Source organism: Citrobacter sp. RHBSTW-00017 (assembly GCF_013797615.1).
GTDB classification, from domain to species: domain Bacteria; phylum Pseudomonadota; class Gammaproteobacteria; order Enterobacterales; family Enterobacteriaceae; genus Citrobacter; species Citrobacter braakii.
Genome location: NZ_CP056899.1, coordinates 467,382 through 493,419, shown reverse-complemented (window position 1 = coordinate 493,419; position 26,038 = coordinate 467,382). Strand labels below are relative to the sequence as shown.

The 26,038-nt window shown below is 50.7% G+C and carries 24 protein-coding genes; 15 read left to right on the top strand and 9 right to left on the bottom strand.

Annotation, left to right across the window (positions count from 1 at the left end):
* Positions 1-20: 20 nt before the first annotated feature.
* Both mreB and csrD read right to left on the bottom strand, forming a co-directional pair.
* Positions 21-1,064, bottom strand: a complete 1,044-nt coding sequence (gene mreB, locus HV037_RS02385; RefSeq protein ID WP_000913396.1) for a rod shape-determining protein MreB — start codon at positions 1,062-1,064, stop codon at positions 21-23.
* Between the two features lie 306 nt (positions 1,065-1,370).
* The gene (csrD, locus tag HV037_RS02380; RefSeq protein WP_016154717.1) at positions 1,371-3,311 is read right to left on the bottom strand and encodes an RNase E specificity factor CsrD; all 1,941 of its coding nucleotides are present in this window, start codon (positions 3,309-3,311) and stop codon (positions 1,371-1,373) included.
* A gap of 225 nt (positions 3,312-3,536) precedes the next feature.
* Here csrD and HV037_RS02375 point away from each other — a divergent pair, with 225 nt between their 5' ends.
* The 10 genes from HV037_RS02375 to fis all read left to right on the top strand — a co-directional run bounded on the left by HV037_RS02375 (position 3,537) and on the right by fis (position 12,791).
* Entirely contained in the window at positions 3,537-4,511 is a 975-nt protein-coding gene (locus tag HV037_RS02375) for an MDR family oxidoreductase (protein ID WP_181545569.1), read from the top strand.
* A 119-nt stretch (positions 4,512-4,630) separates the two neighbouring features.
* Entirely contained in the window at positions 4,631-5,635 is a 1,005-nt protein-coding gene (gene msrP, locus HV037_RS02370; protein ID WP_103284293.1) for a protein-methionine-sulfoxide reductase catalytic subunit MsrP, read from the top strand.
* Positions 5,636-6,235 carry a protein-methionine-sulfoxide reductase heme-binding subunit MsrQ gene (gene msrQ, locus HV037_RS02365; RefSeq protein ID WP_103284294.1) on the top strand — a complete coding sequence of 200 codons (600 nt, stop codon included), beginning with the start codon at positions 5,636-5,638 and terminating at the stop codon, positions 6,233-6,235.
* Positions 6,236-6,627: 392 nt separating this feature from the next.
* A complete protein-coding gene (gene accB / locus HV037_RS02360) occupies positions 6,628-7,098 on the top strand; it encodes an acetyl-CoA carboxylase biotin carboxyl carrier protein (RefSeq protein WP_003025210.1) in 471 nt (156 codons plus the stop codon).
* Between the two features lie 10 nt (positions 7,099-7,108).
* Positions 7,109-8,458 carry an acetyl-CoA carboxylase biotin carboxylase subunit gene (gene accC / locus HV037_RS02355; RefSeq protein WP_003828838.1) on the top strand — a complete coding sequence of 450 codons (1,350 nt, stop codon included), beginning with the start codon at positions 7,109-7,111 and terminating at the stop codon, positions 8,456-8,458.
* A gap of 107 nt (positions 8,459-8,565) precedes the next feature.
* Positions 8,566-8,808 (top strand): YhdT family protein, encoded by a 243-nt coding sequence (locus HV037_RS02350; RefSeq protein ID WP_016154721.1) that lies wholly within the window; start codon positions 8,566-8,568, stop codon positions 8,806-8,808.
* Positions 8,798-10,249: a sodium/pantothenate symporter gene (gene panF, locus HV037_RS02345; protein WP_016157593.1), complete on the top strand. Its 1,452-nt coding sequence runs from the start codon at positions 8,798-8,800 to the stop codon at positions 10,247-10,249. The genes HV037_RS02350 and panF overlap by 11 nt, the downstream gene beginning before the upstream one ends.
* Positions 10,250-10,261: 12 nt before the next feature.
* Entirely contained in the window at positions 10,262-11,143 is an 882-nt protein-coding gene (prmA, locus tag HV037_RS02340) for a 50S ribosomal protein L11 methyltransferase (RefSeq protein ID WP_016154723.1), read from the top strand.
* A 360-nt stretch (positions 11,144-11,503) separates the two neighbouring features.
* Positions 11,504-12,469 (top strand): tRNA dihydrouridine synthase DusB, encoded by a 966-nt coding sequence (dusB, locus tag HV037_RS02335; protein ID WP_003025224.1) that lies wholly within the window; start codon positions 11,504-11,506, stop codon positions 12,467-12,469.
* A gap of 25 nt (positions 12,470-12,494) precedes the next feature.
* On the top strand, positions 12,495-12,791 hold the full coding sequence (gene fis, locus HV037_RS02330; RefSeq protein WP_000462905.1) for a DNA-binding transcriptional regulator Fis: 297 nt from the start codon (positions 12,495-12,497) through the stop codon (positions 12,789-12,791).
* A gap of 110 nt (positions 12,792-12,901) precedes the next feature.
* Here the strand turns inward: fis and HV037_RS02325 are convergent, their stop codons facing one another.
* The 6 genes from HV037_RS02325 to HV037_RS02295 form a co-directional block, all read right to left on the bottom strand.
* On the bottom strand, positions 12,902-13,180 hold the full coding sequence (locus HV037_RS02325; protein ID WP_181500173.1) for a hypothetical protein: 279 nt from the start codon (positions 13,178-13,180) through the stop codon (positions 12,902-12,904).
* Positions 13,181-13,299: 119 nt separating this feature from the next.
* Positions 13,300-13,506: a hypothetical protein gene (locus HV037_RS02320; RefSeq protein WP_181500172.1), complete on the bottom strand. Its 207-nt coding sequence runs from the start codon at positions 13,504-13,506 to the stop codon at positions 13,300-13,302.
* Positions 13,503-13,988: a hypothetical protein gene (locus HV037_RS02315; protein ID WP_244886194.1), complete on the bottom strand. Its 486-nt coding sequence runs from the start codon at positions 13,986-13,988 to the stop codon at positions 13,503-13,505. Before HV037_RS02315 ends, HV037_RS02320 begins: the two co-directional genes overlap by 4 nt.
* Positions 13,989-14,771: 783 nt before the next feature.
* The gene (locus HV037_RS02310; protein WP_181500171.1) at positions 14,772-16,205 is read right to left on the bottom strand and encodes a DUF5906 domain-containing protein; all 1,434 of its coding nucleotides are present in this window, start codon (positions 16,203-16,205) and stop codon (positions 14,772-14,774) included.
* Positions 16,206-16,746: 541 nt separating this feature from the next.
* The gene (locus HV037_RS02300) at positions 16,747-16,932 is read right to left on the bottom strand and encodes a helix-turn-helix domain-containing protein (protein WP_181500169.1); all 186 of its coding nucleotides are present in this window, start codon (positions 16,930-16,932) and stop codon (positions 16,747-16,749) included.
* A 226-nt stretch (positions 16,933-17,158) separates the two neighbouring features.
* A complete protein-coding gene (locus tag HV037_RS02295) occupies positions 17,159-18,352 on the bottom strand; it encodes a site-specific integrase (protein ID WP_052138014.1) in 1,194 nt (397 codons plus the stop codon).
* 262 nt (positions 18,353-18,614) lie between these two features.
* On the opposite strand from HV037_RS02295, the gene yhdJ reads away from it, so the two are divergent.
* Positions 18,615-19,499: an adenine-specific DNA-methyltransferase gene (gene yhdJ / locus HV037_RS02290; RefSeq protein WP_016157595.1), complete on the top strand. Its 885-nt coding sequence runs from the start codon at positions 18,615-18,617 to the stop codon at positions 19,497-19,499.
* Positions 19,500-19,581: 82 nt separating this feature from the next.
* On the top strand, positions 19,582-19,746 hold the full coding sequence (locus tag HV037_RS02285) for a DUF2556 family protein (RefSeq protein ID WP_003025279.1): 165 nt from the start codon (positions 19,582-19,584) through the stop codon (positions 19,744-19,746).
* 46 nt (positions 19,747-19,792) lie between these two features.
* Here the strand turns inward: HV037_RS02285 and envR are convergent, their stop codons facing one another.
* Complete coding sequence (envR, locus tag HV037_RS02280) at positions 19,793-20,449, bottom strand: acrEF/envCD operon transcriptional regulator (RefSeq protein ID WP_016154726.1); 657 nt, start codon at positions 20,447-20,449, stop codon at positions 19,793-19,795.
* A 430-nt stretch (positions 20,450-20,879) separates the two neighbouring features.
* Between envR and HV037_RS02275 the strand changes: the two genes are divergently transcribed.
* From HV037_RS02275 to HV037_RS02265, 3 genes are all read left to right on the top strand, one after another.
* A protein-coding gene (locus HV037_RS02275; protein ID WP_223274117.1) for an IS1 family transposase occupies positions 20,880-21,577 on the top strand; the annotation gives its coding sequence in 2 pieces (ribosomal slippage) (positions 20,880-21,129 and positions 21,129-21,577; 699 coding nt in all).
* 62 nt (positions 21,578-21,639) lie between these two features.
* Entirely contained in the window at positions 21,640-22,803 is a 1,164-nt protein-coding gene (locus tag HV037_RS02270; RefSeq protein WP_047499795.1) for an efflux RND transporter periplasmic adaptor subunit, read from the top strand.
* Between the two features lie 11 nt (positions 22,804-22,814).
* Positions 22,815-25,928 (top strand): efflux RND transporter permease subunit, encoded by a 3,114-nt coding sequence (locus HV037_RS02265; RefSeq protein WP_103284304.1) that lies wholly within the window; start codon positions 22,815-22,817, stop codon positions 25,926-25,928.
* Positions 25,929-26,038 lie beyond the last annotated feature (110 nt).

Below are 26,038 nucleotides of genomic sequence, written 5' to 3'. Positions count from 1 at the left end.
GCTACCCTACCTGCATCCGATTACTCTTCGCTGAACAGGTCGCCGCCGTGCATATCGATCATTTCCAGCGCCTTGCCGCCACCGCGCGCCACGCAGGTCAGCGGATCTTCAGCAACAACAACTGGAATACCGGTTTCTTCCATTAACAAACGGTCAAGGTTACGCAGCAGAGCACCGCCACCGGTCAGTACCATGCCGCGTTCGGAGATGTCAGACGCCAGTTCTGGCGGACACTGTTCCAGTGCAACCATCACCGCGCTCACGATACCGGTCAGCGGTTCCTGCAGGGCTTCCAGAATCTCGTTGGAGTTCAGGGTAAAGCCGCGTGGAACACCTTCTGCCAGGTTACGGCCGCGAACTTCGATCTCGCGCACTTCGTCGCCCGGATAAGCGGAACCGATTTCGTGTTTAATACGTTCTGCGGTGGCTTCACCGATCAGAGAACCGTAGTTACGACGAACATAATTAATGATGGCTTCGTCGAAGCGGTCGCCGCCAATACGTACAGAAGAGGAGTAAACCACGCCGTTCAGGGAGATAACGGCAACTTCAGTTGTACCACCACCGATATCCACAACCATAGAACCGGTTGCTTCAGAAACTGGCAGACCCGCCCCGATCGCAGCCGCCATCGGCTCTTCGATCAGGAATACTTCACGGGCACCTGCGCCCTGGGCGGATTCACGGATCGCGCGGCGTTCAACCTGAGTTGCTCCAACCGGTACACATACCAGTACGCGCGGGCTTGGGCGCATGAAGCTATTGCTGTGCACTTGTTTGATAAAGTGCTGGAGCATTTTTTCAGTCACGAAGAAGTCAGCGATAACGCCGTCTTTCATTGGGCGAATGGCAGCGATATTGCCCGGTGTACGACCCAGCATCTGCTTCGCGTCATGGCCCACTGCGGCTACGCTTTTTGGCGAGCCGGCACGATCCTGACGAATGGCCACAACAGAAGGCTCATTCAATACGATGCCTTGTCCTTTTACATAAATAAGGGTATTCGCGGTACCCAGGTCAATGGACAGGTCATTGGAAAACATGCCACGAAATTTTTTCAACATACTAAGGGATAATCCTGAAAGCTGGGGCGGAAAACAAAATCCGCTTACTTTACCAACCACACGCAGCAGCGACAAGGCGCAAAAATCATCTGCTACGGTGAAAATTAGTGCAGTTCGTTTCCTTTGTTACAAAATCGGCCTGAGTCCATCAGGGCTGAATAAATCAGCAGCACTCCTCGCTTTTGTTTGCAACCTGTCAAAGGTCATTCACCTGCATGTTTGCTGTTACAACCTGGCGAGCAGACAAGCACACCCCCAGAAGGCACAGCGCGCGTTATTCTACGTGAAAACGAATTAAACGGCAGGTTAAACCGAGTATCTTTGCGAATATTTTTTCACGTTAGTGTCAAGTGGCTGTGATGCGGCAAAAAAATCCCCTTGCCCACCCGCAACTCCGCGTTCCGTCAGCGTATGCCACTCGCTACGCGAACGAACGCCCGTGGCGTAAACCTGCGTTGGTGTTCCAGAACAAGCCTCCACCAGGCTTTGCACCAGGAGCTGGTTTTCGGTTCGCTTATCAATATTCCTCACCAGGCTTGGATGCAGCTTCAATAACTCAACGTTAAGCTCTTTGATCCAACTGGTGCTCACCAGCGTTAAACCCGCCTGCGTAACGGCAATTCGCACCCCCAGCGCATTCATCAATCTGATGACGGGCTGTAACCGGCTGATATGTTGACAGACATCTGCCTCTGCAAGTTCAATAATTATGCGTTTGCGTAATGATTTTTCGCACTGCATCAGCGTATCACGTAGCCAGCGCTGAAAACGTGGGCGAATTAGCGATTCAACCGTTGTCTGCATCGCCAGGTTTTCCTGCGGCCAGTAGCCCAACAGTAAGATCAGACGGCTGATTTGCAGACGGTCATATTCTTCAGCCAGGCCAAACTGCAGGACCATCGGCATATATTCCGCCGAAATAACCTCTTCGCTGCCATCAAAAATACGGCACATCAGCTCCCGGTGGTGCACCCGACCTTCACGGGTTACCGCAGGCTTTTGATAAATTCTTGGTCCACCCCGGCTGAGCATCTGTTCGATCAGCGTTCGCCAGCGTACGTTACCCCGACCTTTTTCCGGTAGTGAGTCATCATAGACCGACCAGCTGTTCCCACCCTGCAATACCGAGTTCCGCGTGGCGGCTTCGGCGTGATCCATCACTTGTTCCGTCGACTGACCGCTGCGGCAAACACAAATGCCAATATGAACCATATCGGCACGGTCGATCATTTTATTAGCCGGAAGCGCATCTACCGCTTTTAATAATTGCCCGGCAATACTTTCCGCCTCTTTCAGCGTGCGGTGTGGCAACAGGATGGCAAAATCGCTACGGTGGTAGCGCGCCAGCAACGCGCCCGGATAGCGCGTCATAAAAGTCGACAACAAATTGATTAGCGTTGAAATTTGTTCTTCCGCAAGGGTAATTCCCCAGCTATCGCGCAGCAGCGTAAAGTCCGGCAGGCGTACCATCATCACGACGCCATGCGATCCCACTTTTTCCTGATCTTCCAGCAGCGTTGCCAGTTGGTTATCAAAGAACAGGCGGTTGCTTAGCCCGGTTTTTGTATCCTGCGCCACATAGGAACGAATCAGCGTATCCAGTCGGCTACGTTGCTCGCGGGCACTTTGAATTTCGGTCAGCAGCATATCGAGCGCGCTACTGGTACGCGCAGGCCATTCATAAACAGTCCCCCGCACGTTCGGTCCACGTTCGCCGTTAAGAATGCGCGTTGAACGAATCTCCAGCAACTCTTGACCTGAAAGCTGACGCTGAAGCCAGCGCACAGACAAAAAGAGCATCAGTATAATGAAAGCAATCGCCAACGTGAGCGGCGCGGTAGTCATCAGCGAATGGAAATAGTTGCCCATTGGATCCTGATAAACCAGACGCAGCGACATGCCCGGGTGTTTGACCAACGGGACGGTGACATCACGATACAGATTGTTCGTCCCCGCCGGGCGGTAGCTGCTGGTTCGGGAGTGGTCATACACCACGTGTTCGCCCTGTAGCAGTTCGACGCGCACGATATCAACCGAAACCATCAGTTCATCGATTTGCGGGGTTAGCGCAACGACATCGCGGGAGACAAGGTGCGTATCAATCGCCGTCGCCACCGCCTGAACACGGGTGGTGAACTTATATTGAATCGCGTTATAGAAACTCAGCGAGCAGCCGATCAGAGTTACGAAGATCGTTAACCCTGTAAGCAGCGTCACAAAAGCTGAAAATTTCGTCGTTAATCGCATCCTTGTGTTAACTCCGACAGTTATGAAACAGGCATGAAAGTGATAAAGCGGCGCGAAAATGCAAAACTGAACGCAAAATCCGTCCATTTATACAAACAGTGTGGGCATACTACCAAATTAGGTATATCTGGCAATTTATTGCGCGGAATCGGCATCATGTTTTGATTAGCGAGTATAGTCTTCATTAATAATTTTCCAATCCACTATACGAATTGAGGACAGGTTATGCAGGCTTTGATCTTAGAACAGCAGGACGGAAAAACCCTCTCATCCGTTCAACCCCTCGACGAAAATCAGCTACCGGAAGGCGATGTGACGGTGGATGTCCACTGGTCAAGCCTGAACTATAAAGACGCCCTGGCTATCACCGGCAAGGGTAAAATCATTCGCAATTTTCCGATGATTCCTGGTATCGATTTCGCCGGTACCGTGCGCGCAAGCGAAGATCCCCGTTTTCATGCAGGTCAGGAAGTTTTACTGACCGGCTGGGGCGTGGGTGAAAATCATTGGGGTGGACTGGCCGAACGCGCACGCGTGAAAGGCGACTGGCTGGTTGCGCTGCCACAAGGGCTGGACGGACGTAAAGCCATGGTCATCGGTACCGCTGGCTTTACCGCCATGCTGTGCGTCATGGCGCTTGAAGATGCAGGTATTCGCCCGCAAGACGGTGAGATTGTCGTCACCGGCGCCAGCGGCGGCGTGGGCAGCACGGCCGTGGCATTACTGCATAAGCTGGGTTATCAGGTTGCGGCGGTTTCGGGTCGCGAAAGCACTCACGACTACCTGAAGAGCCTGGGCGCTAACCGTATCCTTAGCCGCGATGAATTTGCTGAATCTCGCCCGTTGGAAAAACAGCTGTGGGCTGGTGCGGTTGATACCGTTGGCGACAAAGTTCTGGCAAAAGTCCTGGCACAGATGAACTACGGTGGCTGCGTTGCCGCCTGCGGCCTGGCTGGCGGTTTCGCTCTGCCGACGACGGTGATGCCATTTATTCTGCGTAACGTTCGTTTGCAAGGGGTGGACTCGGTGATGACCCCGCCGGCACGCCGGGCAGAAGCCTGGGCGCGTCTGGTTAAGGATCTACCGGAATCTTTCTATGCTCAGGCCGCCACGGAGATTACGCTGGCGGATGCGCCGAAGTTTGCCGATGCCATCATCAATAACCAGGTGCAAGGTCGTACGCTGGTGAAGGTGAAGTAACAAGCTCTGGCGCAGAAATTTACACTTAATTAACGAAATTTCGCGGCATATCTACAGACTCCCTGCCATATTAACTACGCGTCCCCTGTCAGTTATGACGCGTAAGCCGGGAGTCTGTTATGAAGAAATTACGTCCATTTACAGAAGCCGACGTCACTGACGAGTCGGCTTTTTTTATGCAACGCCGCCAGGTACTGAAAGCATTAGGGTTCAGCGCCGCCGCGTTGTCTTTCCCCCTCTCTGCACAGGCTGACCTTCTTAGCTGGTTTAAGGGGAATGACCGCCCGCCCGCGCCCGCGGGTAAGCCGCTTGATTTCAGTAAACCCGCCGCCTGGCAAAATTCGCTTCCTTTAACGCCGGCGGATAAAGTTTCTGGCTACAACAACTTCTATGAGTTCGGTCTCGATAAAGCGGATCCGGCAGCCAATGCTGGCAGTCTGAAAACCGATCCGTGGACGTTAAAAATCAGTGGTGAGGTGGCAAAACCACTCACCCTCGATCACGATGCGCTGACCGCCCGTTTCCCACTGGAAGAACGGATTTACCGGATGCGCTGTGTGGAAGCCTGGTCAATGGTCGTGCCATGGATTGGTTTTCCGTTACATAAACTGCTGGCGCAGGTTGAACCCACCAGCAACGCAAAATATGTCGCCTTCGAAACGATCTACGCACCGGATGAAATGCCCGGACAAAAAGATCGCTTTATTGGCGGCGGGCTGAAGTATCCCTATGTTGAAGGACTGCGTCTGGATGAAGCTATGCATCCGCTCACTCTGCTTACCGTGGGGGTTTATGGAAAAGCTCTTCCTCCACAAAATGGCGCGCCCATTCGCTTAATTGTGCCGTGGAAATACGGATTTAAAGGTATTAAGTCGATCGTGAGTATTAAACTAACTCGCGAACGCCCCCCGACAACCTGGAACCTGGCCGCCCCCAATGAATATGGATTTTATGCCAACGTAAATCCGCATGTCGATCACCCGCGCTGGTCCCAGGCCACTGAGCGTTTTATTGGCGCAGGCGGTATTCTGGACGTTCAGCGCCAACCCACGCTGCTGTTTAATGGTTACGCCGACGAGGTCGCTTCGCTGTACCGTGGTCTTAATCTGCAGGAGAATTTTTAAGTGCGCCTGACTGCAAAGCACATTACCGGACTGAAAGTTTGCCTGCATCTTGCCGGTTTTTTACCGTTTGTCTGGCTATTTTGGGCGGTGAATCACGGTGGTCTGAGCGCAGACCCGGTCAAAGATATCCAGCACTTTACCGGTAGGACAGCTCTGAAATTCTTGCTGGCGACCTTGCTGGTCTCTCCCCTTGCGCGCTACGCTAAACAGCCATTATTGATACGCACACGGCGCCTGTTAGGGCTATGGTGTTTCGCCTGGGCAACGTTGCATTTAACCAGCTACGCACTCCTGGAACTGGGCATTCATAATCTGGCGCTGTTAGGACGGGAATTAATCACGCGACCTTATTTGATGCTGGGCATTACCAGTTGGGGCATATTATTCGCCCTCACGTTAACCTCCACCCAGTCGGCTCAGCGAAAACTGGGCAAAAATTGGCAGTATTTGCACAACTTCGTCTATCTTGTGGCGATCCTGGCACCCATACATTATCTGTGGTCGGTAAAAATTATCTCCCCTCAACCGATTATTTATGCAGCACTCGCTGTGGTGTTGTTAGCCTGCCGTTACAAGAAGTTTCGCCAGTGGTGGCGGTAGTTTCACGTTATGTGCAGTGCGTTACAAAATGTGGACGATCCGATTTTCTTTACATGTTAACGGTTGATTATCTTCCCTGATAAGACCAGTATTTAGCTGCCAATTGCTACGAAATAGTTATAATGTGCGACTTTGCTATCCCCGGTAGCGTTTTTAGAGCGCTGAAAGGGTGACATTCGCATGTTGAAGGTATATTTTGTCTTTTACCCGAAAATGGCAGAAGATAGCCGCACAATGACTAACAAGTCTGGCAATCTCACTTAATGGCAACCGCACCCAGTGCAATGCCTGAGATGCGTGGCATCTTGTCACTCACTGTTATAAAAATGCTATACAGACGGCGGTAAAACGCTTGTCACAATCTCACTAAACAAAGAGTACGGAACCCACTCATGGATATTCGTAAGATTAAAAAACTGATCGAGCTGGTTGAAGAATCAGGCATCTCCGAACTGGAAATTTCTGAAGGCGAAGAGTCTGTACGCATCAGCCGTGCGGCGCCAGCTGCAAGTTTTCCAATGATGCAACAGGCTTATGCTGCACCAGTGATGCAGCAGCCAGCTCTGTCTAACGCTGTCGCACAAACTGCCTCTCCAAGTATGGAAGCTCCGGCAGCAGCGGAAATCAGTGGTCACATCGTACGCTCCCCAATGGTTGGTACGTTCTACCGCACCCCGAGCCCAGATGCGAAAGCGTTCATCGAAATCGGCCAGAAAGTGAATGCGGGCGATACCCTGTGCATCGTTGAAGCCATGAAAATGATGAACCAGATCGAAGCCGACAAATCCGGCGTAGTGAAAGCGATTCTGGTAGAAAGCGGTCAACCGGTAGAATTTGACGAGCCGCTGGTCGTCATCGAATAACGAGGCGAACATGTTGGATAAAATTGTTATCGCCAACCGCGGTGAGATCGCCCTGCGTATTCTGCGTGCCTGTAAAGAGCTGGGCATCAAGACTGTCGCTGTGCATTCAAGCGCGGATCGCGATTTAAAACACGTATTGCTGGCGGATGAGACGGTCTGTATTGGCCCGGCTCCGTCCGTAAAAAGCTATCTGAACATCCCGGCTATCATTAGCGCTGCTGAAATCACCGGCGCAGTGGCAATTCACCCGGGCTATGGCTTCCTCTCTGAGAATGCCAACTTTGCTGAACAGGTAGAACGTTCCGGCTTTATCTTCATCGGCCCGAAAGCCGACACCATCCGCCTGATGGGCGACAAAGTGTCCGCAATTACCGCGATGAAGAAAGCTGGCGTACCAACAGTCCCAGGCTCTGACGGCCCGCTGGGCGACGACATGGACGCTAACCGCGCTCATGCGAAGCGCATCGGTTATCCAGTTATTATCAAAGCCTCCGGCGGCGGCGGCGGTCGCGGTATGCGCGTCGTGCGCAGCGATGCCGAACTGGCACAATCCATCTCCATGACCAAAGCGGAAGCGAAAGCGGCTTTCAACAACGACATGGTTTACATGGAGAAGTACCTGGAAAACCCACGCCACATCGAAATTCAGGTGCTGGCAGACGGTCAGGGTAACGCGATTTATCTGGCAGAACGTGACTGCTCCATGCAGCGTCGTCACCAGAAAGTCGTCGAAGAAGCACCAGCACCGGGCATTACTCCGGAACTGCGTCGCTACATCGGCGAGCGTTGCGCCAAAGCGTGCGTTGATATCGGCTATCGCGGGGCAGGTACTTTCGAGTTCCTGTTCGAAAACGGCGAGTTCTACTTCATTGAAATGAACACCCGTATTCAGGTTGAACACCCGGTAACCGAAATGATCACCGGCGTTGACCTGATCAAAGAGCAGCTGCGCATCGCTGCGGGACAACCGCTGTCCATCAAGCAGGATGAAGTTGTGGTTAAAGGCCATGCGGTAGAATGCCGTATCAACGCCGAAGACCCGAACACCTTCCTGCCAAGCCCGGGTAAAATCACGCGTTTCCACGCGCCGGGTGGCTTTGGTGTGCGCTGGGAGTCTCATATTTACGCAGGCTACACCGTACCTCCGTACTATGACTCAATGATCGGTAAGCTGATCTGCTATGGCGAAAACCGCGACGTAGCAATCGCCCGTATGAAAAACGCGTTGCAGGAACTGATCATCGACGGTATCAAAACCAACGTTGATCTGCAGATCCGCATCATGAATGACGAGCATTTCCAGCACGGTGGAACCAATATCCACTATCTGGAGAAAAAACTCGGACTTCAGGAAAAGTAAGCGTGCGTTAACTGAAAAGGCCGGAAATTCCGGCCTTTTGTTTTTCTCCCCTCCCGCACGTGCCATAAGGTACAATCCCCGCTTTCTTTATCCACAAGGGACAAAAAATGGACGCTCGTTTTGTTCAGGCCCATAAAGAGGCGCGCTGGGCGCTGTGGCTGACCCTTTTATATCTTGCCACATGGTTAGTGGCCGCTTACTTACCAGATTCCACGCTCGGTTTTACCGGCTTACCACACTGGTTCGAAATGGCCTGCCTGCTAACGCCGCTGGTTTTCATCGTGCTGTGCTGGGCGATGGTGAAGTTTATCTATCGCGACATTCCGTTGGAGGATGACGATGCAGCTTGAAGTTATTTTGCCGCTGGTCGCCTATCTGTTGGTGGTCTTCGGTCTTTCCGTTTACGCCATGCGTAAGAGATCGACCGGCACTTTCCTGAATGAATATTTCCTCGGCAGCCGCTCGATGGGCGGGGTCGTATTAGCCATGACGCTAACGGCAACCTACATTAGCGCCAGCTCGTTTATTGGCGGTCCTGGCGCCGCTTACAAATACGGGCTGGGATGGGTGCTGCTGGCGATGATCCAGTTGCCCGCCGTTTGGCTTTCTCTGGGGATTCTTGGTAAGAAATTCGCGATTCTGGCGCGCCGTTATAATGCCGTTACCCTCAACGATATGCTGTTTGCCCGCTACCAGAGTCGCCTGCTTGTGTGGCTGGCAAGCCTTAGCCTGCTGGTCGCGTTTGTCGGAGCAATGACCGTACAGTTTATTGGCGGCGCACGTTTGCTTGAAACCGCTGCAGGTATACCTTACGAAACCGGTCTGCTTATTTTTGGCGTCAGTATCGCATTGTATACGGCGTTCGGCGGTTTTCGCGCCAGCGTACTGAACGACACCATGCAGGGTATGGTGATGCTGATTGGTACTATTGTTCTGCTGGTCGGCGTCGTTCATGCTGCCGGTGGCCTCAGCAATGCGGTGGTAACCCTGCAAACTATCGACCCTAAACTGGTCTCGCCGCAAGGCGCGGATGACATTCTGTCACCCACGTTCATGACCTCATTCTGGGTACTGGTGTGCTTTGGCGTAATTGGGCTGCCGCATACAGCAGTACGCTGCATCTCTTATAAAGACAGCAAAGCTGTACACCGCGGCATTATCATCGGCACCATCGTAGTGGCAATCCTGATGTTTGGTATGCATCTGGCGGGTGCGTTGGGGCGTGCGGTGATCCCTGATCTGACAGTGCCGGATCTGGTTATCCCTACGCTAATGGTCAAAGTGTTGCCGCCGGTAGCTGCTGGGATCTTCCTCGCGGCCCCCATGGCCGCGATCATGTCGACGATCAATGCCCAATTGCTGCAAAGTTCCGCTACGATCATTAAGGATCTGTACCTGAACCTGCGTCCGGAACAGCTGAAAAACGAAACCCGGCTGAAGCGCATGTCGGCAGTGATTACCCTGTTGCTCGGCGCGTTACTGCTACTGGCCGCCTGGAAACCGCCAGAAATGATTATCTGGCTTAACCTGCTGGCGTTTGGCGGGCTGGAAGCTGTCTTCCTGTGGCCGCTGGTACTGGGCCTGTACTGGGAGCGGGCAAACGCGGCGGGCGCTTTGAGCGCGATGATTATCGGCGGCGTTCTTTATGCCGTACTCGCTACATTTAACATTCAGTACCTGGGTTTCCACCCGATTGTGCCCTCGTTACTGATAAGCTTGCTGGCTTTCCTGATCGGCAACCGTTTCGGTTCTGCCGTCCCGCAAGCCGCCATATTGACTACTGATAAATAAAAGAGTTTTGCCATGCCATGGATCCAACTGAAACTGAACACGACCGGTGCCAACGCTGAAGAGTTGAGCGATGCGCTGATGGAAGCGGGCTCCGTTTCCATTACTTTCCAGGACACGCATGATACGCCGGTATTTGAGCCTCTGCCGGGCGAGACTCGCCTGTGGGGAGATACCGACGTTATCGGCTTGTTCGATGCAGAAACCGACATGAAAGAAGTGGTTGCCATCCTGGAGCAGCATCCGCTGCTGGGTGCAGGCTTCGCGCATAAAATCGAACAGCTCGAAGACAAAGACTGGGAACGCGAATGGATGGATAACTTCCACCCGATGCGCTTTGGTGAACGTTTGTGGATTTGCCCAAGCTGGCGCGATGTCCCGGATGAGAATGCCGTCAACGTGATGCTGGACCCAGGTCTGGCGTTTGGTACCGGCACTCACCCCACCACCTCCCTATGCCTGCAATGGCTGGACGGTCTCGATCTTAACGGCAAAACGGTTATCGACTTCGGCTGCGGCTCCGGCATTCTTGCCATTGCGGCACTGAAGCTGGGTGCCGCAAAAGCCATCGGCGTAGACATCGATCCGCAAGCAATTCAGGCCAGCCGTGATAACGCCCAGCGTAATGGCGTTTCTGAGCGTCTGGAGCTTTATCTGCCGAAAGACCAGCCAGAGGCGATGAAAGCCGACGTGGTGGTCGCAAACATCCTCGCAGGCCCATTACGTGAACTGGCACCGTTAATCAGCGTACTGCCCGTTGAGGGCGGTTTACTGGGGCTTTCTGGCATTCTTGCCAGCCAGGCGGAAAGCGTCTGTGAGGCCTATGCCGAACTCTTTACGCTCGATCCGGTTATCGAGAAAGAAGAGTGGTGCCGCATTACCGGTCAGAAAAAATAATCCCCTCTCGTTACCGTTGGTAACGCAATAATCGCTCTTTTTTTCGCAAATGGATTTGCGGAAATGAGAGCGAGATCGCATTACAAAGCCACTATTTGCTCACAAAAACAGCTTTTTATCCTGATAACCTGAGGCTGGCCGTAATAAAAAAAGAGAAGTTTTCGGAATTTATAAACGGATGAAAAATTAGCACAACCACGTATCAAACTGATTATTAAAGATTTTAATTTGAAACTGTGTACTTAACCAGCAATTCATTGATCCACCTCAGTGGATTGGTCAAAGTTTGGCCTTTCATCTCGTGCGAAAAATGCGTAATATACGCCGCCTTGCAGTCACAGTATGGTCATTTCTTAACTCATGCGCATCGGACAATACCAGCTCAGAAATCGCCTGATCGCAGCACCTATGGCTGGCATCACTGACAGACCATTCAGGACGCTGTGCTATGAGATGGGAGCAGGATTGACGGTATCCGAGATGATGTCTTCTAACCCGCAGGTTTGGGAAAGTGACAAGTCTCGTTTACGGATGGTGCACGTTGATGAGCCAGGAATTCGCACGGTGCAAATTGCCGGTAGCGACCCTGTTGAGATGGCCGATGCCGCACGTATTAACGTGGAAAGCGGCGCCCAGATTATTGATATCAATATGGGGTGTCCGGCTAAAAAAGTGAATCGCAAGCTCGCAGGTTCAGCCCTCTTGCAGTACCCGGATCTAGTGAAATCAATACTAACCGAGGTCGTCAATGCAGTGGACGTTCCTGTCACACTCAAGATTCGCACCGGCTGGGCTCCGGAACACCGTAACTGCGTAGAGATTGCCCAACTGGCTGAAGACTGTGGCATTCAGGCTCTGACCATTCATGGACGCACCCGCGCCTGTTTGTTCAATGGAGATGCTGAGTACGACAGTATTCGGGCAGTTAAGCAGAAAGTTTCCATTCCGATTATCGCGAATGGCGACATTACTGACCCGCATAAAGCCAGAGCTGTACTCGACTATACGGGGGCGGATGCCCTGATGATAGGACGTGCAGCTCAGGGAAGACCCTGGATCTTTCGGGAAATCCAGCATTATCTGGACACTGGGGAGCTGCTGCCCCCGCTGCCTCTGGCAGAGGTGAAGCGCTTGCTTTGTGCGCACGTTCGGGAACTGCACGACTTTTATGGTCAGGCAAAAGGGTACCGAATTGCGCGTAAACACGTATCCTGGTATCTCCAGGAACACGCTCCGGATGACCAGTTTCGGCGCACATTCAACGCCATTGAAGATTCCAGCGAACAGCTGGCGGCGTTGGAGGCATACTTCGAAAATTTTGCGTAAACAGAAATAAAGAGCTGACAGAACTATGTTCGAACAACGCGTAAATTCTGACGTACTGACCGTTTCTACCGTTAACTCTCAGGATCAGGTAACTCAAAAGCCCCTGCGTGACTCGGTTAAACAGGCACTGAAGAACTATTTTGCTCAATTGAATGGTCAGGATGTTAACGATCTCTATGAGCTGGTACTGGCTGAAGTAGAACAGCCCCTGTTGGACATGGTGATGCAATACACCCGCGGTAACCAGACCCGTGCTGCCCTGATGATGGGCATCAACCGTGGTACGCTGCGTAAAAAACTGAAAAAATACGGCATGAACTAATTGATTTCTATATATCAATGAGTTAAGTCATATTTGTAAGATATAAACCCGGAATAAAACCCGGGTTTATTTATTGCCTATTTTTTGACCACATCAAAAGACACACATCATTACTCGGCCCTTACCAGCATGTTATCAACAAAAACCCATTCGGGGTGAGAGGTGGGCGCTGGCATTTTTGTTTTACGTTCGCGCCGTGGATCTGCGATTTCAAATGCTGTCGTCATAAAGCGATAAGTCGCCGCCTCAGCCCATGCCTGGGTAAAGCCATACCGTCGTAGCTCATGTATTAGCGCCTCTTCATCAAGATCCAGCGCGTAAACCTCTTCAGCAATAGCGGCGGCAATCTGTAGGCGGGTGCTGTTGGGCAAGCGGTTCACATTCAGCATGACAGGCTCCATCAGGTCAAAAGAAACCGCCTTTCGGCGGCGCTTGGCAGTGAGGGAAGGTTACTGGCAGATAAGCATCAGGTAGCAGTACAGCATCACACAGAGCGCATATGCCTCAGTCATGATTTCCCCGCATAGAACCGGGCATTAAATGCCTTTTGGTTCATCGGCTCGTTACTGTCGGTTTTGCTGACCCCATCTGTTTTGGTGACGCGGCCAGCGTAAAAATCTTTGTTAAATTCGGCCTGACCAGTACCGCCAAAGATATTGCCTTCACGCGCTTCACGCGCCTTTCTCAATGCCGCGATTACAGATTCTTTGCTCATCGTGCGAATCCTCGAGTGATACAGGTAAAGCCGCGACCGGCTGCTTTGCTCAGTTCATTCAGGCCATTGGTCACAACATTCGATTCCCAACCGATAACCCCATTAATAGAGCGCGGCAACGGGAAGTTCCCGTCCCTGCTCCATTCCTTCAATTTGTCAGTGGTGAGTGCTTTGCCATATTGGCGCTGATATCTCACACAAACATCATCAGGGCTTACCAGAACCACCTTACTGAGACCCAGCGGGGAGTGAAGCTCTTCGATTTGCTTCACATACCACCCATCACCCGCAGCGTACAGGCCGGATGGATGGCGCTTCTTCTCATTAGCCAAGCGGCGTTGTTCTGCGGCTCTTTTCTGCTCGGCCAGAATTGAATCTACTTCGTTCATCGCTATCACCATCATTTTGAAGAATTGACGGCTTATTGTACTATCGTACTGGTTCATGAGTACATAAAGAGATAGTATATATTTGTCGGCCATCCTTCCGACCATCAAGCGCAGAATGACGAAACGGCCCCTACAGAAATGTGGGGGCTTTTTCGTTTTAGGAATTAACTTTGAGAAGTTTTGACTTGAGTAGGCTGCTAACTATTGCTAACCAAAATAGTCATAAAATGTAAGCATCACCCTGACATTACCCTGACCAAAACGAAGGCTTCCTCTATCGAGCGACGATTAATCTGATGTCAGTAACATATCAAAAGCCAACACGATGGCGACATCCCGCTACCGACCAAAGGTTAATCTGGGGTCAGTAGGGCATCAAAAAACGTTGATTCTCACTCCATGCTGAACGCCTGTATCAGGATCATTCCGGCCCGCTGGTTCCGAATGGGAATGCGATTGTTAAATATATGTCATTAAAACCACTTTCCCTGCCTAGCGCGGCGTAGCCGGGTTTTGACGTGGAATTTCAAAAAAAACTTTTTTATAAAATCTCCTACACTACTACACCTTTTAATATCTTATTATTTAAATACAATACTTTAAGTGGTGTAGTAGTGGTGTAGTAGTGGTGTAGTAGTGGTGTAGTAGTGGTGTAGTAGTTTTCGGATCAAGGTGTAGGAGTGTAGTAGTGGTGTAGTAGTTAATTGAACTACTACACCAGTTAAACGAATGATAAATAACAAATAAAATTAAAAAGGTGTAGTAGTGTAGAAGATTTTGAAAAAAACTACCTTTTGAAATTTTCAGCAGTACAAAAAAAGAGCACCGAAGTGCTCGTGTAAACTCAATGTTAACTAAAACTTATTCACCCTTCAGTTAAGGCAGCCATTCGTCAGCCGAAGCAGCCAGGGTAAGGTTATATTTATTTCCGGCCTTCCCTCGCAAAGACTCAACCTTCCATCCTTTTTCTTTCATCACGGAAGGCAGACTCTTAGCAAATGCCGGGCGGCTCATTGGCCTCTCATATCCGTTAACCATCATAAAGCACAAATACGCGTGATACAGATATTCACGCGGGCGCTCATCGTTAGTTGTGAGCGGTCGATTACCCATAAGCATACCGTGTGCTTCTGGCAGTAACTCAAGGTGCGCAGCGAACCCATAAAGCGAGCTTGAATCGGCTTTAGCCTCGAACGCATCCATAGAGTCACGCTGTTTTCTTAGCGCATTTTGGGCATCAGCCGCATCCATGCCCAGCAGGTAGCGAATGATTACAGGCAGTTCAGGCATGAGCTTATCCATAAAAGTAGTATCTTGATCAGAAACAACATTCTTGAACTGTAGAAGCACGCGGCGACGGCTAATACCACCGTTATGCTCATTGAATACAGCCGGTTCATTAGTCGCCACGATCACCACAGCACGAATTACAGCGGAGTAAGGAAGTCGATGCTTAGGGTTGATTAGTACGGCGTCGCCGCCTGTCATAGCCTTTAGCGTGGAGCTATCCCCGTGGTATTTGGGCTGATCTGGCATTAGTACCAGGCTAGCATCGACAAGATGTGTCAGCATCATCGGATTACAGAGATCCTTTAGCGTTGTTGACGCCGTGCTTTCTTCACCTGCCAGTAACTTGCAGAGATTCATAAATATCGACTTACCGCCCCCGCCCGGCCCAGTTACTTCGAAGAACATTTGCCAGTCATAACGTTTGGCTAGCACCATATACAAAGCAGCAAGAATCGCATTGCGTTTGGCACCATCCTCACCAGAGGCATGATTAAGCCATTGGTTGAAATTCTGGGCGTTCTGCTCCAGTGACTCGCCAGCCTCCGCAGGGTGATAGTGGACGCCGTTATGGGAGCGCAACCAGTTGCTAGGTAAGTGACCGGAAAACTGACCTGACTTCACGTCGTAGACGCCATTGTCGAAAGCGATGACATTCGCAGCTGGTTCGCCCATCGCCGGGCTGTCACCAAATGAAGAGTAGAGCTTTAGTGTGTTCAGGTCATTATCAAACACGCCAGCCCCCGGCTTGAACCCGCGCGACGCGTAAAAGGCGGCAAGTTCGCTTCTGATGTGGCTATCTGGTTTTAGCCTCCAAATTGACCCGTCGTATTGATACAGAGCATCGCTATCACGGTGTAACGAATACCGTCCAGCGGATTGCATAAACGCCTCAATTCGTTCACCCGGTTGCATCTTTGCCAGCGGCATAGAATCATAATTAGCCGCCTGTGCTGGCGCACCGGACACCGGTTCTTTCATGGTTGACTTGAGCGGTAGGTGAGTTACAGTATTCTCTGACATATGGTTTTAGGCCTTGTGTTAAGACCGTGGTGTTGGTAGCACCACGGCAAAGAATTAAAGTTGTCGATGTAGTCCATAAAGACGGCGGCTCTCCTCAAAGGGCCTGCCGTTTTTTTCATATTCGTGCCATAAAATTGCTGCCTCCTGACAGTCCAGCCACACTTTTATCCATTCTGAACCCTGCTCCCTTAATTTCTGCTTCCCAGCCAGTAACGCAGTTGTGTGTGGTGGCAAGCTGTCCTTTTGCCTGCCTAGCGGCGCGTGGCGCGTTGTGTTTATTCCAGCGGCACTGGCTATCTGAGAAACAGAGGCCCCACAATCTCGAGCTAGCTGAACCCCATCCCTCCACTTTCCGCACCCCCGGCAGTAACTCGAACCTACATCGTCGTGTTTAAAGTGAAACCGGTCTTTGCCGCCACATACGGGACAAGGGATGTGCGCCTGCTTTTCCGGCACGTCGACGCCTAAAGCACGTAACACGGCAGGCCACTTACCCGATGCTGCCGTTTGAATCTCAGCGATTATCGACATAGCCCCCCCTTTACTTACGGCTCAACCACTCTTCGACATCCCCCCTTCTGAATCCGATCGCCCGGCCATTGCGTCGCACTGGTTGCGGGAAAGACCCCTCTCGCACCCAGACATGAAGGCGTGAGCGATGACGATTGATGATTTCGCATACTTCATCGATTTTCAGCAGCGGCGCGACCGGTAACTTTTTGCTCATGTTTATCACCCTATGTTGTTTGAGACTGTATTGTCGCAGGTTGGCCGCCACATAGCAAATTAAAATAATAATGTCAACCACAATAAAGCAAGCAAAAACATGTAGTTGTGGTTGACACAATCTCCTCAGCCACACCCAATATGACGGGTGGATGGTTTTGCGTGGGCCTTTAATCCGGTAGAGGATTACACCCACCAAAAAGGGTAATTAAATATGAACGCATCCTTTAAGCGGTTTTATCCAGCGCTCCCCACCACAAATTAAGCGCCTCTTCCTGTTCTTTCAGTCGCGGATCATGAATGTAAGCCTTGCGGGTATCATCCAGCGCATGGCCCAGCAGTATCTCAATAATGTGCGGATGAACGCCCAATCGGGTCATGGTTGTTGCAATGGAGCGGCGCAGGTCATGAATAGTCCATTTCTCCGTGTGGCCCAGCCTGTCGCATATGCCGCGTCCATACTGGCTAACCGCTTCCGGGCGCTTAAGTTCCCCCAGTAGGTAATCACTGCCATTGCCTTTCGCGCTGTTAATCAGTCGTTCAACAAACGGAACCGCGTATTCAGGTATCGCCCTTTCGATCTCGTTACCGTTCTTCGAATGTCCAGGCGGAACTTTCCAAATCCGTTGACTTAGATTCCATTCAGATACATGAGATTTTCTGACCTCCTGAGTCCTCGCCGGAAACATCAAAAGCAGGCTTACAAGGTTTGCGTAGTAATCATTGGTTGACTCCAGTCCTGACCATCGATAAACGTCCGCCAGTTCCTCCCTGCACAGCACCCGCTTTCTCGCTTGCTGTTTCTCTCCCACGACAGAGGCGGTAAGATCATCCAGTTCGTGATATTGGATGTTCTTCATAATTCGATAATGCCTTACGGCCTGTTTGCACATCTGGAGGCAACCTCCGCACGCAACCGGCGCAGAGCGTTTGTATTCGGCAAACGCTGTCAGCCAGTGCTCGCGCTTGCAGTCCATTAGTGGTAAGTCACCTATTGCGGGATATATCCATTTTGACAGTTGCTGCCTGTGCTTCTCGTGGTTGGCGCGGTTGTTTTTTGCATAATCCTCAAGCCAGAACTCAAGCATGCCCCGAACGGTTATCTGATTTGTGTTGGCCTCGCGCCATGACCTCATTTTGATTGCTGGGTCAAATCCGTCTCGCCGCCAGCCCTTGCACTCTCCAGCCCGTTCTCTGGCCTGAGCCAATGTTAGGCCGCCTGGTTTTCCTGTGTACTCACCCAGCGTCACTACGCGCTCTTTAAACTTCCCGTCGATCTTAGTTTCGTATCGATAGATGAACATGACCGACCCTGACGGGCGACAAAGTGCGGTTAGCCCTTTGCCGTCTGCCATCTTGATCGGCTTCTTTTCATCATGCCCTTTCAGCATGCGACGTAATGCCGCGTCAGTAAGCGCCATAGCAATAAAACTCCTGTAATGAACCCGGAAATTATTAGCACAAGGCAAAATCTAACGCTACAGAATAATAAAGTTCTCAACATTAACTGCATGATAGTTAATGCAATTTATATAAAAAGCAAAACGATCTAATTATAGATAGGATTAATAGTTGGTTCATACGGCATGAACTGATACTAATCAGCGAAATGTTTGTTTTAAAAGGCGCTACTCGGCATGGGGAAGCGCCTTTTTTATTAACGTCACACGGGAGGCTTTGGCGATGAACGCAAGATGTGAACCTGTCTATTTTGGCGATGAATCTAAAAAGATAATCCTGGGTGATGCTCTGACCGAACTGAAAAAGCTGCCGTCAGAAAGCGTCGATCTCATTTTCGCCGACCCACCTTATAACATCGGTAAAGACTTTGACGGAATGGTGGAATCCTGGGACGAAGAGGCATTTTTGGCATGGCTGTTTGAGTGCATTGACGAGTGCCATCGCATTCTCAAATCACACGGCACCATGTACATCATGAACAGTACGGAGAACATGCCGTACATCGATCTCAAATGCCGCCAGCTCTTTACCATCAAGAGCCGTATCGTGTGGTCATACGACAGCTCCGGGGTGCAGGCCAAAAATCACTTTGGTTCGATGTATGAACCGCTTCTGATGATGGTAAAAGATCAGAAAAACTACACGTTTAATCGTGATGATATTTTGGTTGAAGCCAAAACGGGCGCTAAACGTGCACTGATAGACTACAGAAAGAACCCGCCCCAACCTTACAACCAGAAAAAAGTACCAGGCAATGTCTGGGAGTTTCCACGCGTTCGTTATCTGATGGACGAATACGAAAATCACCCGACTCAAAAACCCAAAGCCCTCCTTGAACGCATCATTCTGGCTTCCTCCAGTCCAGATGACAGCGTGCTGGATCCGTTTGCCGGTAGCTTCACTACCGGTGCCACTGCCGTGGAATTAGGTCGCAAGTTTGTCGGGATTGAAATCAATGCCGAGTACGTAAAAATGGGGCTCAGAAGAATGAGCATTGGTTCGCATTTTTCAGAGAATGAACTTGCAAAGGTGAAAAAGCGGAAGACAAAAAATCTGTCTAAAAAGAGTCGATTAACAGCAAAGAGCGGCGATCTTTCAGCAAAGTAAAGGCATTGTAAGTCTGCTTTTCAGCTTGCAGATTTCGTGTATATTCCCTGCACGCTTGGGCATGAATACACAGGGTTTGGTAATGATTCGCAAGTATTGGTGGCTGGTTGTTTTTGCGGTCTTCGTTTTTCTCTTTGATGCGCTGCTCATTCAGTGGATAGAGCTGATGACAACGGAGCACGATAAGTGCCGGAATATGAATTCTGTAAACCCCCTCAAGCTGGTCAACTGCGTCGACCTCGAATAGCACGACGAAAAATACGTCGACAGCCGTCAGGCCCTGGCGGCTAAAACTATCCTGGCTGATTTTCACTCTGCATTAATTGCATTACACAGCCGTCTGGGCTTAACATTTTTAATACGTTATCAACTAATACTGGCGCTTGCCCATACAAATCATAACTCACTGGATTCATTAACCAGTTTTTTATTATTCCGCTAAAGCTACCGTGCAGAATAATGATGATGACATCTAAATCCAGACTGGTGGCAATCAGATTTTCATCCACGCACTTTTGCAGTGAATCACGAATGCTTTGATGACTGAGACCTATTTTATCGCGAATGGTCTGTTCTGATATCATATCGTTATGAAATTCACATTTATGATATAAAATTTGCATTAATGCCTGCTGGCGAGGATTCTGTGCAATATATTGCAATCCCACCACAAACTTTTCACGCAGCCGCTGTAAAGGATTATCACCCCAACGACCAATAAGCTTATCCTGAATAAGATCGCGTAATGGAGGTTGTTGTAACCATAGCGCATTGAACAATTGCGTCTTATTTTCAAAATGCCAATAGAGCGCCCCCCGGGTCACGCTGGCGGCATCCGCAATGTCGTTTAACGTCGTATTGCTAACACCACGCACGGCAAACTGCATAATCGCTGTTTCTATCAGGTGCTGTCGTGTTTTGAGGGCATCAGCTTTCGTTTTTCTGGCCATGGTTTCGACTGTCTGAGGTAAGGTAGAGAATGATTAACTTTCTTATGTAATATTTGCTAAACGGAACAAATGTATCACTTAGCGTTTATTTAGACGAGTTCTAAAACAGTTAATTATGGATATTGCACACGAATAAACAAAACAAATAACAACCACCAATATATTCACCAACCAAATACTTATTTCAATATGTGTTTATGCGCATCATTGCATTACTATTAAAACCATAATGAAACAACCGAAGATAAATCCTTTTTTGTTTTTACGTGCCGTGTATCGCGCCCATAAATAAGTATTGCTTACATCGCAAGCTAATAATTTGTAGGATAGCCAACCATTATTTTCACTTGTGCGCGTTATCGCCTCTGCGTTACCGGTAATGGTGCCAACTTACTGATTTAGTGTATGATGGTGTTTTTGAGGTGCTCCAGTGGCTTCTGTTTCTATCAGCTGTCCCTCCTGTTCAGCTACTGAAGGCGTGGTGCGTAACGGTAAAAGCACTGCCGGACATCAGCGCTATCTCTGCTCTCACTGCCGTAAAACATGGCAGCTACAGTTCACTTACACCGCCTCTCAGCCCGGTACACACCAGAAAATTATTGATATGGCCATGAATGGCGTCGGATGTCGCGCCAGTGCACGCATTATGGGCGTTGGCCTCAACACGATTTTACGACACTTAAAAAACTCAGGCCGCAGTCGGTAAACTCACGCATACAACCGGGCAGTGACGTCATTGTTTGCGCGGAAATGGACGAACAGTGGGGTTACGTCGGCGCTAAATCACGCCAGCGCTGGTTGTTTTACGCGTATGACAGGATACGGAGGACGGTTGTGGCGCACGTATTCGGTGAACGCACGTTGGCCACGCTGGAGCGTCTTCTTGGCCTGCTGTCGGCCTTTGAGGTCGTGGTATGGATGACGGATGGCTGGCCGCTTTATGAATCACGCCTGAAGGGAGAACTGCACGTTATCAGCAAGCGATATACGCAGCGCATTGAGCGGCATAACCTGAATCTGAGGCAGCATCTGGCAAGGCTGGGCAGGAAGTCACTGTCGTTCTCAAAATCGGTGGAGCTGCATGACAAAGTCATCGGGCATTATCTGAACATAAAACACTATCAGTAAGTTGGAGTCATTACCTGCGTTACCCGGTTAATAACGAGCGTTCGGTTTTTTAAGGAATAGAAATGACGAAAAATGCCAGGTTTTCACTCCTGCCCTCATTCATCATCATGTCCGCTGTATTACTCGCCGGTTGTAACGATCAGGGAGAAACACAAGCTCACCCCGCAGAGCCGCAGGTGACTGTCCATGTCGTCGAAAAGGCTCCTTTAGCCGTGACGACCGAATTACCTGGGCGCACAACAGCATTTCGTATTGCTGAAGTCCGTCCTCAGGTCAGCGGGATTGTACTTAAACGGAATTTCACCGAGGGAAGCGATGTTGAAGCCGGTCAGTCGCTTTATCAGATCGATCCTGCGACTTACCAGGCCGACTACGACAGCGCCAAAGGCGAACTGGCAAAGAGTGAAGCGGCAGCAGCTATCGCACATTTAACGGTAAAACGTTATGTCCCGCTGGTTGGCACTAAGTACATCAGCCAGCAAGAGTACGATCAGGCCATTGCTGATGCTCGCCAGGCCGATGCCTCCGTTATCGCGGCAAAAGCGGCGGTCGAAAGCGCTCGTATCAACCTGGCCTACACCAAAGTGACATCGCCCATTAGCGGACGTATCGGTAAATCTAACGTCACCGAAGGCGCATTAGTCACGAATGGCCAGGCAACTGAACTTGCTACCGTGCAACAACTTGATCCTATTTACGTCGACGTAACACAGTCCAGTAATGACTTTATGCGCCTTAAACAGTCCGTTGAGCAAGGGAGCCTGCATAAAGACAGCGCCAGCAGTACCGTCGAACTGGTGATGGAAAATGGTCAGTCGTACCCGCTGAAAGGTGCATTGCAGTTCTCTGATGTCACCGTTGATGAAAGTACCGGATCCATCACCCTCAGGGCCGTATTCCCTAACCCACAGCACACGCTGCTGCCGGGCATGTTTGTGCGTGCTCGTATTGATGAAGGCGTCCAGCCGAATGCCATTCTCGTTCCCCAACAAGGGGTAACACGTACGCCACGCGGCGATGCAACGGTGATGGTTGTCAATGACAAGAGTCAGGTCGAGGCTCGCACCGTCGTTGCTACACAGGCGATAGGTGATAAGTGGTTAATCAGCGAGGGCTTACAGCCTGGCGATAAGGTTATCGTCAGCGGATTGCAGAAAGCGCGTCCCGGCGTAAAGGTTAAAGCAACCACCGATACCGAAACTCCAGCCGCAAAAACTGCGCAATAAGGTAACCGGACATGGCTAACTTTTTTATCAATCGCCCTATTTTTGCCTGGGTTCTGGCCATCATTCTGATGATGGCAGGGGCTCTGGCAATCATGCAACTGCCCGTTGCACAGTATCCGACCATTGCACCTCCTGCGGTCGCTATTTCTGCCACCTACCCAGGTGCGGATGCGCAGACGGTACAAGACACGGTTACGCAGGTTATCGAACAGAATATGAACGGTATCGATAACCTGATGTATATGTCCTCCACCAGCGATTCCTCCGGGAGCGTCACCATTACTCTGACTTTCGAGTCGGGTACTGACCCGGATATCGCACAGGTCCAGGTGCAAAACAAATTACAGTTAGCGATGCCCTTACTGCCTCAGGAAGTACAGCAGCAGGGGATCAGCGTCGAGAAATCCAGTAGCGGTTTCCTGATGGTGGCGGGTTTTGTCTCCGATAATAACAATCTGACGCAGGATGATATTTCCGACTATGTGGCGTCTAACGTTAAAGACGCAATAAGCCGAACAGCAGGTGTCGGCGATGTCCAGATGTTTGGTGCACAGTACGCAATGCGCATCTGGCTCGACAGCAACGCAATGAACAAATATCAGTTGACTCCGCTGGACGTTATCAATCAACTGAGAACGCAAAACAATCAGATTGCCGCAGGCCAACTGGGAGGCGCACCATCCGTCCAGGGTCAACAACTTAATGCCTCCATTATTGCTCAGACACGCCTGAAAACGCCGGAAGAGTTTGGTCGCATAACGCTGAAGGTGGGCCAGGATGGCTCAATGGTTCACCTCAGAGATGTAGCCCGCATCGAACTCGGCGGCGAAAACTATAACATGGTGACGAAAATTAATGGTCAGCCCGCAACAGGTCTGGGCATTAAGCTGGCGACCGGTGCAAACGCGCTGGATACTGCCGCAGGCGTCAAAGCAAAGCTGGCTGAGTTACAACCTTTCTTCCCGCAAGGTTTGCAAGTGGTTTACCCCTATGACACTACACCATTTGTAAAAATCTCGATTAACGAGGTGGTGAAAACGCTGTTTGAAGCCATCATCCTCGTCTTCCTGGTGATGTACCTGTTCCTGCAAAATCTGCGCGCCACGCTGATTCCAACTATCGCAGTGCCTGTCGTGCTGTTGGGAACATTCGCGATCCTCGCCGCATTCGGATTCTCCATCAACACGCTAACGATGTTCGGAATGGTGCTGGCCATCGGCCTGCTGGTCGATGACGCCATCGTGGTAGTAGAAAACGTCGAACGCGTCATGGCGGAAGAGAAACTGCCGCCCAAAGAGGCGACGCAGAAATCCATGGTCCAGATCCAGGGCGCACTGGTCGGGATCGCGATGGTGCTCTCGGCGGTATTTATCCCCATGGCGTTCTTTGGCGGCTCGACCGGCGCCATTTACCGCCAGTTCTCTCTGACCATTGTTTCAGCGATGGCGCTTTCTGTTCTGGTCGCCCTCATTCTTACGCCAGCGCTTTGTGCAACGCTGCTAAAACCCGTTTCCGCCGGACATTTTGAAAAGAAAGGCGGTTTTTTCGGATGGTTTAACGCCCTGTTCGATAAAAGCGTCGGGCATTACAGCAATAGTATCAGCGGTATTCTGCGCAAAACCGGACGCTACTTGTTGCTATATGTTCTTATCGTCGGCGGAATGGCTGTTCTGTTTTTACGCCTCCCTACCTCCTTCTTGCCCGAAGAGGATCAGGGGGTCTTTATGACAATGGTGCAACTTCCTGCCGGTGCGACACAGACGCGCACACAGCAGGTGCTGGATCAAATTCAGAATTACTACCTGAGCCAGGAAAAAGCGAACGTAAAATCGGTGTTCACCGTTAATGGCTTCAGCTTTAGCGGCCAGGGACAGAACTCCGGTATCGTCTTTATTAGCCTCAAACCATGGGAAGAGCGTTCGGGCGATGAAAACGGCGTGACGGCTATCGTCGAACGTGCGACCAGGGCGTTCAGCCAGATTAAAGATGGACTGGTGTTCCCGTTCAACATGCCTGCCATTCTTGAACTGGGTACCGCGACCGGCTTTGATTTTCAGTTAATTGATCAGGCTAACCTCGGTCATACAGAACTGACGAAAGCCCGGAACCAGTTGCTGGGTATGGTGAGAGAACATCCAGATTTGCTGGTGCGCGTGCGCCCTAACGGTCTGGAAGATACCCCGCAATTTAAGCTGGATATTGATCAGGAAAAAGCCCAGGCGTTAGGCGTAAGTCTGTCGGATATAAACCAAACGATTTCCACGGCCCTTGGTGGCACCTATGTGAACGATTTTATCGATCATGGCCGAGTGAAAAAGGTATACGTTCAGGCTGACGCGCCGTTCCGTATGTTACCCAACGACATCAACAATCTCTACGTACGTAGTGGGAATGGTGAAATGGTGCCATTCTCTGCGTTCAGTTCGTCGCATTGGATTTATGGTTCACCCCGCCTGGAGCGTTACAACGGTATGCCATCAATGGAAATACTGGGAGAGGCCGCGCCGGGTCGAAGCACCGGTGAAGCCATGGCGCTCATGGAAAACCTGGCAGCACAGCTGCCAACCGGTATCGGCTATGACTGGACGGGAATGTCATATCAGGAACGGCTCTCCGGCAATCAGGCACCTGCGTTATACGCTATTTCGTTAATCGTTGTCTTCCTGTGTCTCGCCGCATTGTATGAGAGCTGGTCTATTCCATTTTCAGTCATGTTGGTTGTACCGCTCGGCGTGGTCGGTGCGCTTCTGGCGGCGTCCATACGCGGTCTGAATAACGACGTTTACTTCCAGGTAGGTCTGCTGACTACCATCGGTCTTTCCGCCAAAAACGCTATCCTTATCGTGGAGTTTGCCAAAGACCTGATGGATAAAGAAGGTAAAGGGTTGATTGAAGCCACACTGGAGGCGTCACGCATGCGTCTTCGTCCAATCCTGATGACATCCCTGGCGTTTATTCTGGGGGTTATGCCTCTGGTTATCAGCCACGGAGCGGGTAGCGGGGCACAGAATGCGGTTGGTACAGGCGTAATGGGAGGCATGCTGACCGCGACATTGTTGGCAATCTTCTTCGTCCCCGTCTTCTTCGTTGTCGTCAGACGGCGTTTTAGTCGGCGCAACGTTTAATTTGTAAAATAAAGGCGTCTTCGGACGCCTTTTTCACCCAAGATGCCCCTCTTTATTTATTAATAAGATAGCCATTTATTTCTAATAAACCCTTCCTGAAAAACTCGCCA

Excerpts from the sequence above, each read along its gene's own strand:
- mreB (WP_000913396.1), bottom strand. The coding sequence starts at position 1,064 with ATGTTGAAAAAATTTCGTGGCATGTTTTCCAATGACCTGTCCATTGAC.
- csrD (WP_016154717.1), bottom strand. The coding sequence starts at position 3,311 with ATGCGATTAACGACGAAATTTTCAGCTTTTGTGACGCTGCTTACAGGG.
- HV037_RS02375 (WP_181545569.1), top strand. The coding sequence starts at position 3,537 with ATGCAGGCTTTGATCTTAGAACAGCAGGACGGAAAAACCCTCTCATCC.
- msrP (WP_103284293.1), top strand. The coding sequence starts at position 4,631 with ATGAAGAAATTACGTCCATTTACAGAAGCCGACGTCACTGACGAGTCG.
- accB (WP_003025210.1), top strand. The coding sequence starts at position 6,628 with ATGGATATTCGTAAGATTAAAAAACTGATCGAGCTGGTTGAAGAATCA.
- accC (WP_003828838.1), top strand. The coding sequence starts at position 7,109 with ATGTTGGATAAAATTGTTATCGCCAACCGCGGTGAGATCGCCCTGCGT.
- HV037_RS02350 (WP_016154721.1), top strand. The coding sequence starts at position 8,566 with ATGGACGCTCGTTTTGTTCAGGCCCATAAAGAGGCGCGCTGGGCGCTG.
- panF (WP_016157593.1), top strand. The coding sequence starts at position 8,798 with ATGCAGCTTGAAGTTATTTTGCCGCTGGTCGCCTATCTGTTGGTGGTC.
- prmA (WP_016154723.1), top strand. The coding sequence starts at position 10,262 with ATGCCATGGATCCAACTGAAACTGAACACGACCGGTGCCAACGCTGAA.
- dusB (WP_003025224.1), top strand. The coding sequence starts at position 11,504 with ATGCGCATCGGACAATACCAGCTCAGAAATCGCCTGATCGCAGCACCT.
- fis (WP_000462905.1), top strand. The coding sequence starts at position 12,495 with ATGTTCGAACAACGCGTAAATTCTGACGTACTGACCGTTTCTACCGTT.
- HV037_RS02325 (WP_181500173.1), bottom strand. The coding sequence starts at position 13,180 with ATGCTGAATGTGAACCGCTTGCCCAACAGCACCCGCCTACAGATTGCC.
- HV037_RS02320 (WP_181500172.1), bottom strand. The coding sequence starts at position 13,506 with ATGAGCAAAGAATCTGTAATCGCGGCATTGAGAAAGGCGCGTGAAGCG.
- HV037_RS02315 (WP_244886194.1), bottom strand. The coding sequence starts at position 13,988 with ATGGCCGACAAATATATACTATCTCTTTATGTACTCATGAACCAGTAC.
- HV037_RS02310 (WP_181500171.1), bottom strand. The coding sequence starts at position 16,205 with ATGTCAGAGAATACTGTAACTCACCTACCGCTCAAGTCAACCATGAAA.
- HV037_RS02300 (WP_181500169.1), bottom strand. The coding sequence starts at position 16,932 with ATGAGCAAAAAGTTACCGGTCGCGCCGCTGCTGAAAATCGATGAAGTA.
- HV037_RS02295 (WP_052138014.1), bottom strand. The coding sequence starts at position 18,352 with ATGGCGCTTACTGACGCGGCATTACGTCGCATGCTGAAAGGGCATGAT.
- yhdJ (WP_016157595.1), top strand. The coding sequence starts at position 18,615 with ATGAACGCAAGATGTGAACCTGTCTATTTTGGCGATGAATCTAAAAAG.
- HV037_RS02285 (WP_003025279.1), top strand. The coding sequence starts at position 19,582 with ATGATTCGCAAGTATTGGTGGCTGGTTGTTTTTGCGGTCTTCGTTTTT.
- envR (WP_016154726.1), bottom strand. The coding sequence starts at position 20,449 with ATGGCCAGAAAAACGAAAGCTGATGCCCTCAAAACACGACAGCACCTG.
- HV037_RS02270 (WP_047499795.1), top strand. The coding sequence starts at position 21,640 with ATGACGAAAAATGCCAGGTTTTCACTCCTGCCCTCATTCATCATCATG.
- HV037_RS02265 (WP_103284304.1), top strand. The coding sequence starts at position 22,815 with ATGGCTAACTTTTTTATCAATCGCCCTATTTTTGCCTGGGTTCTGGCC.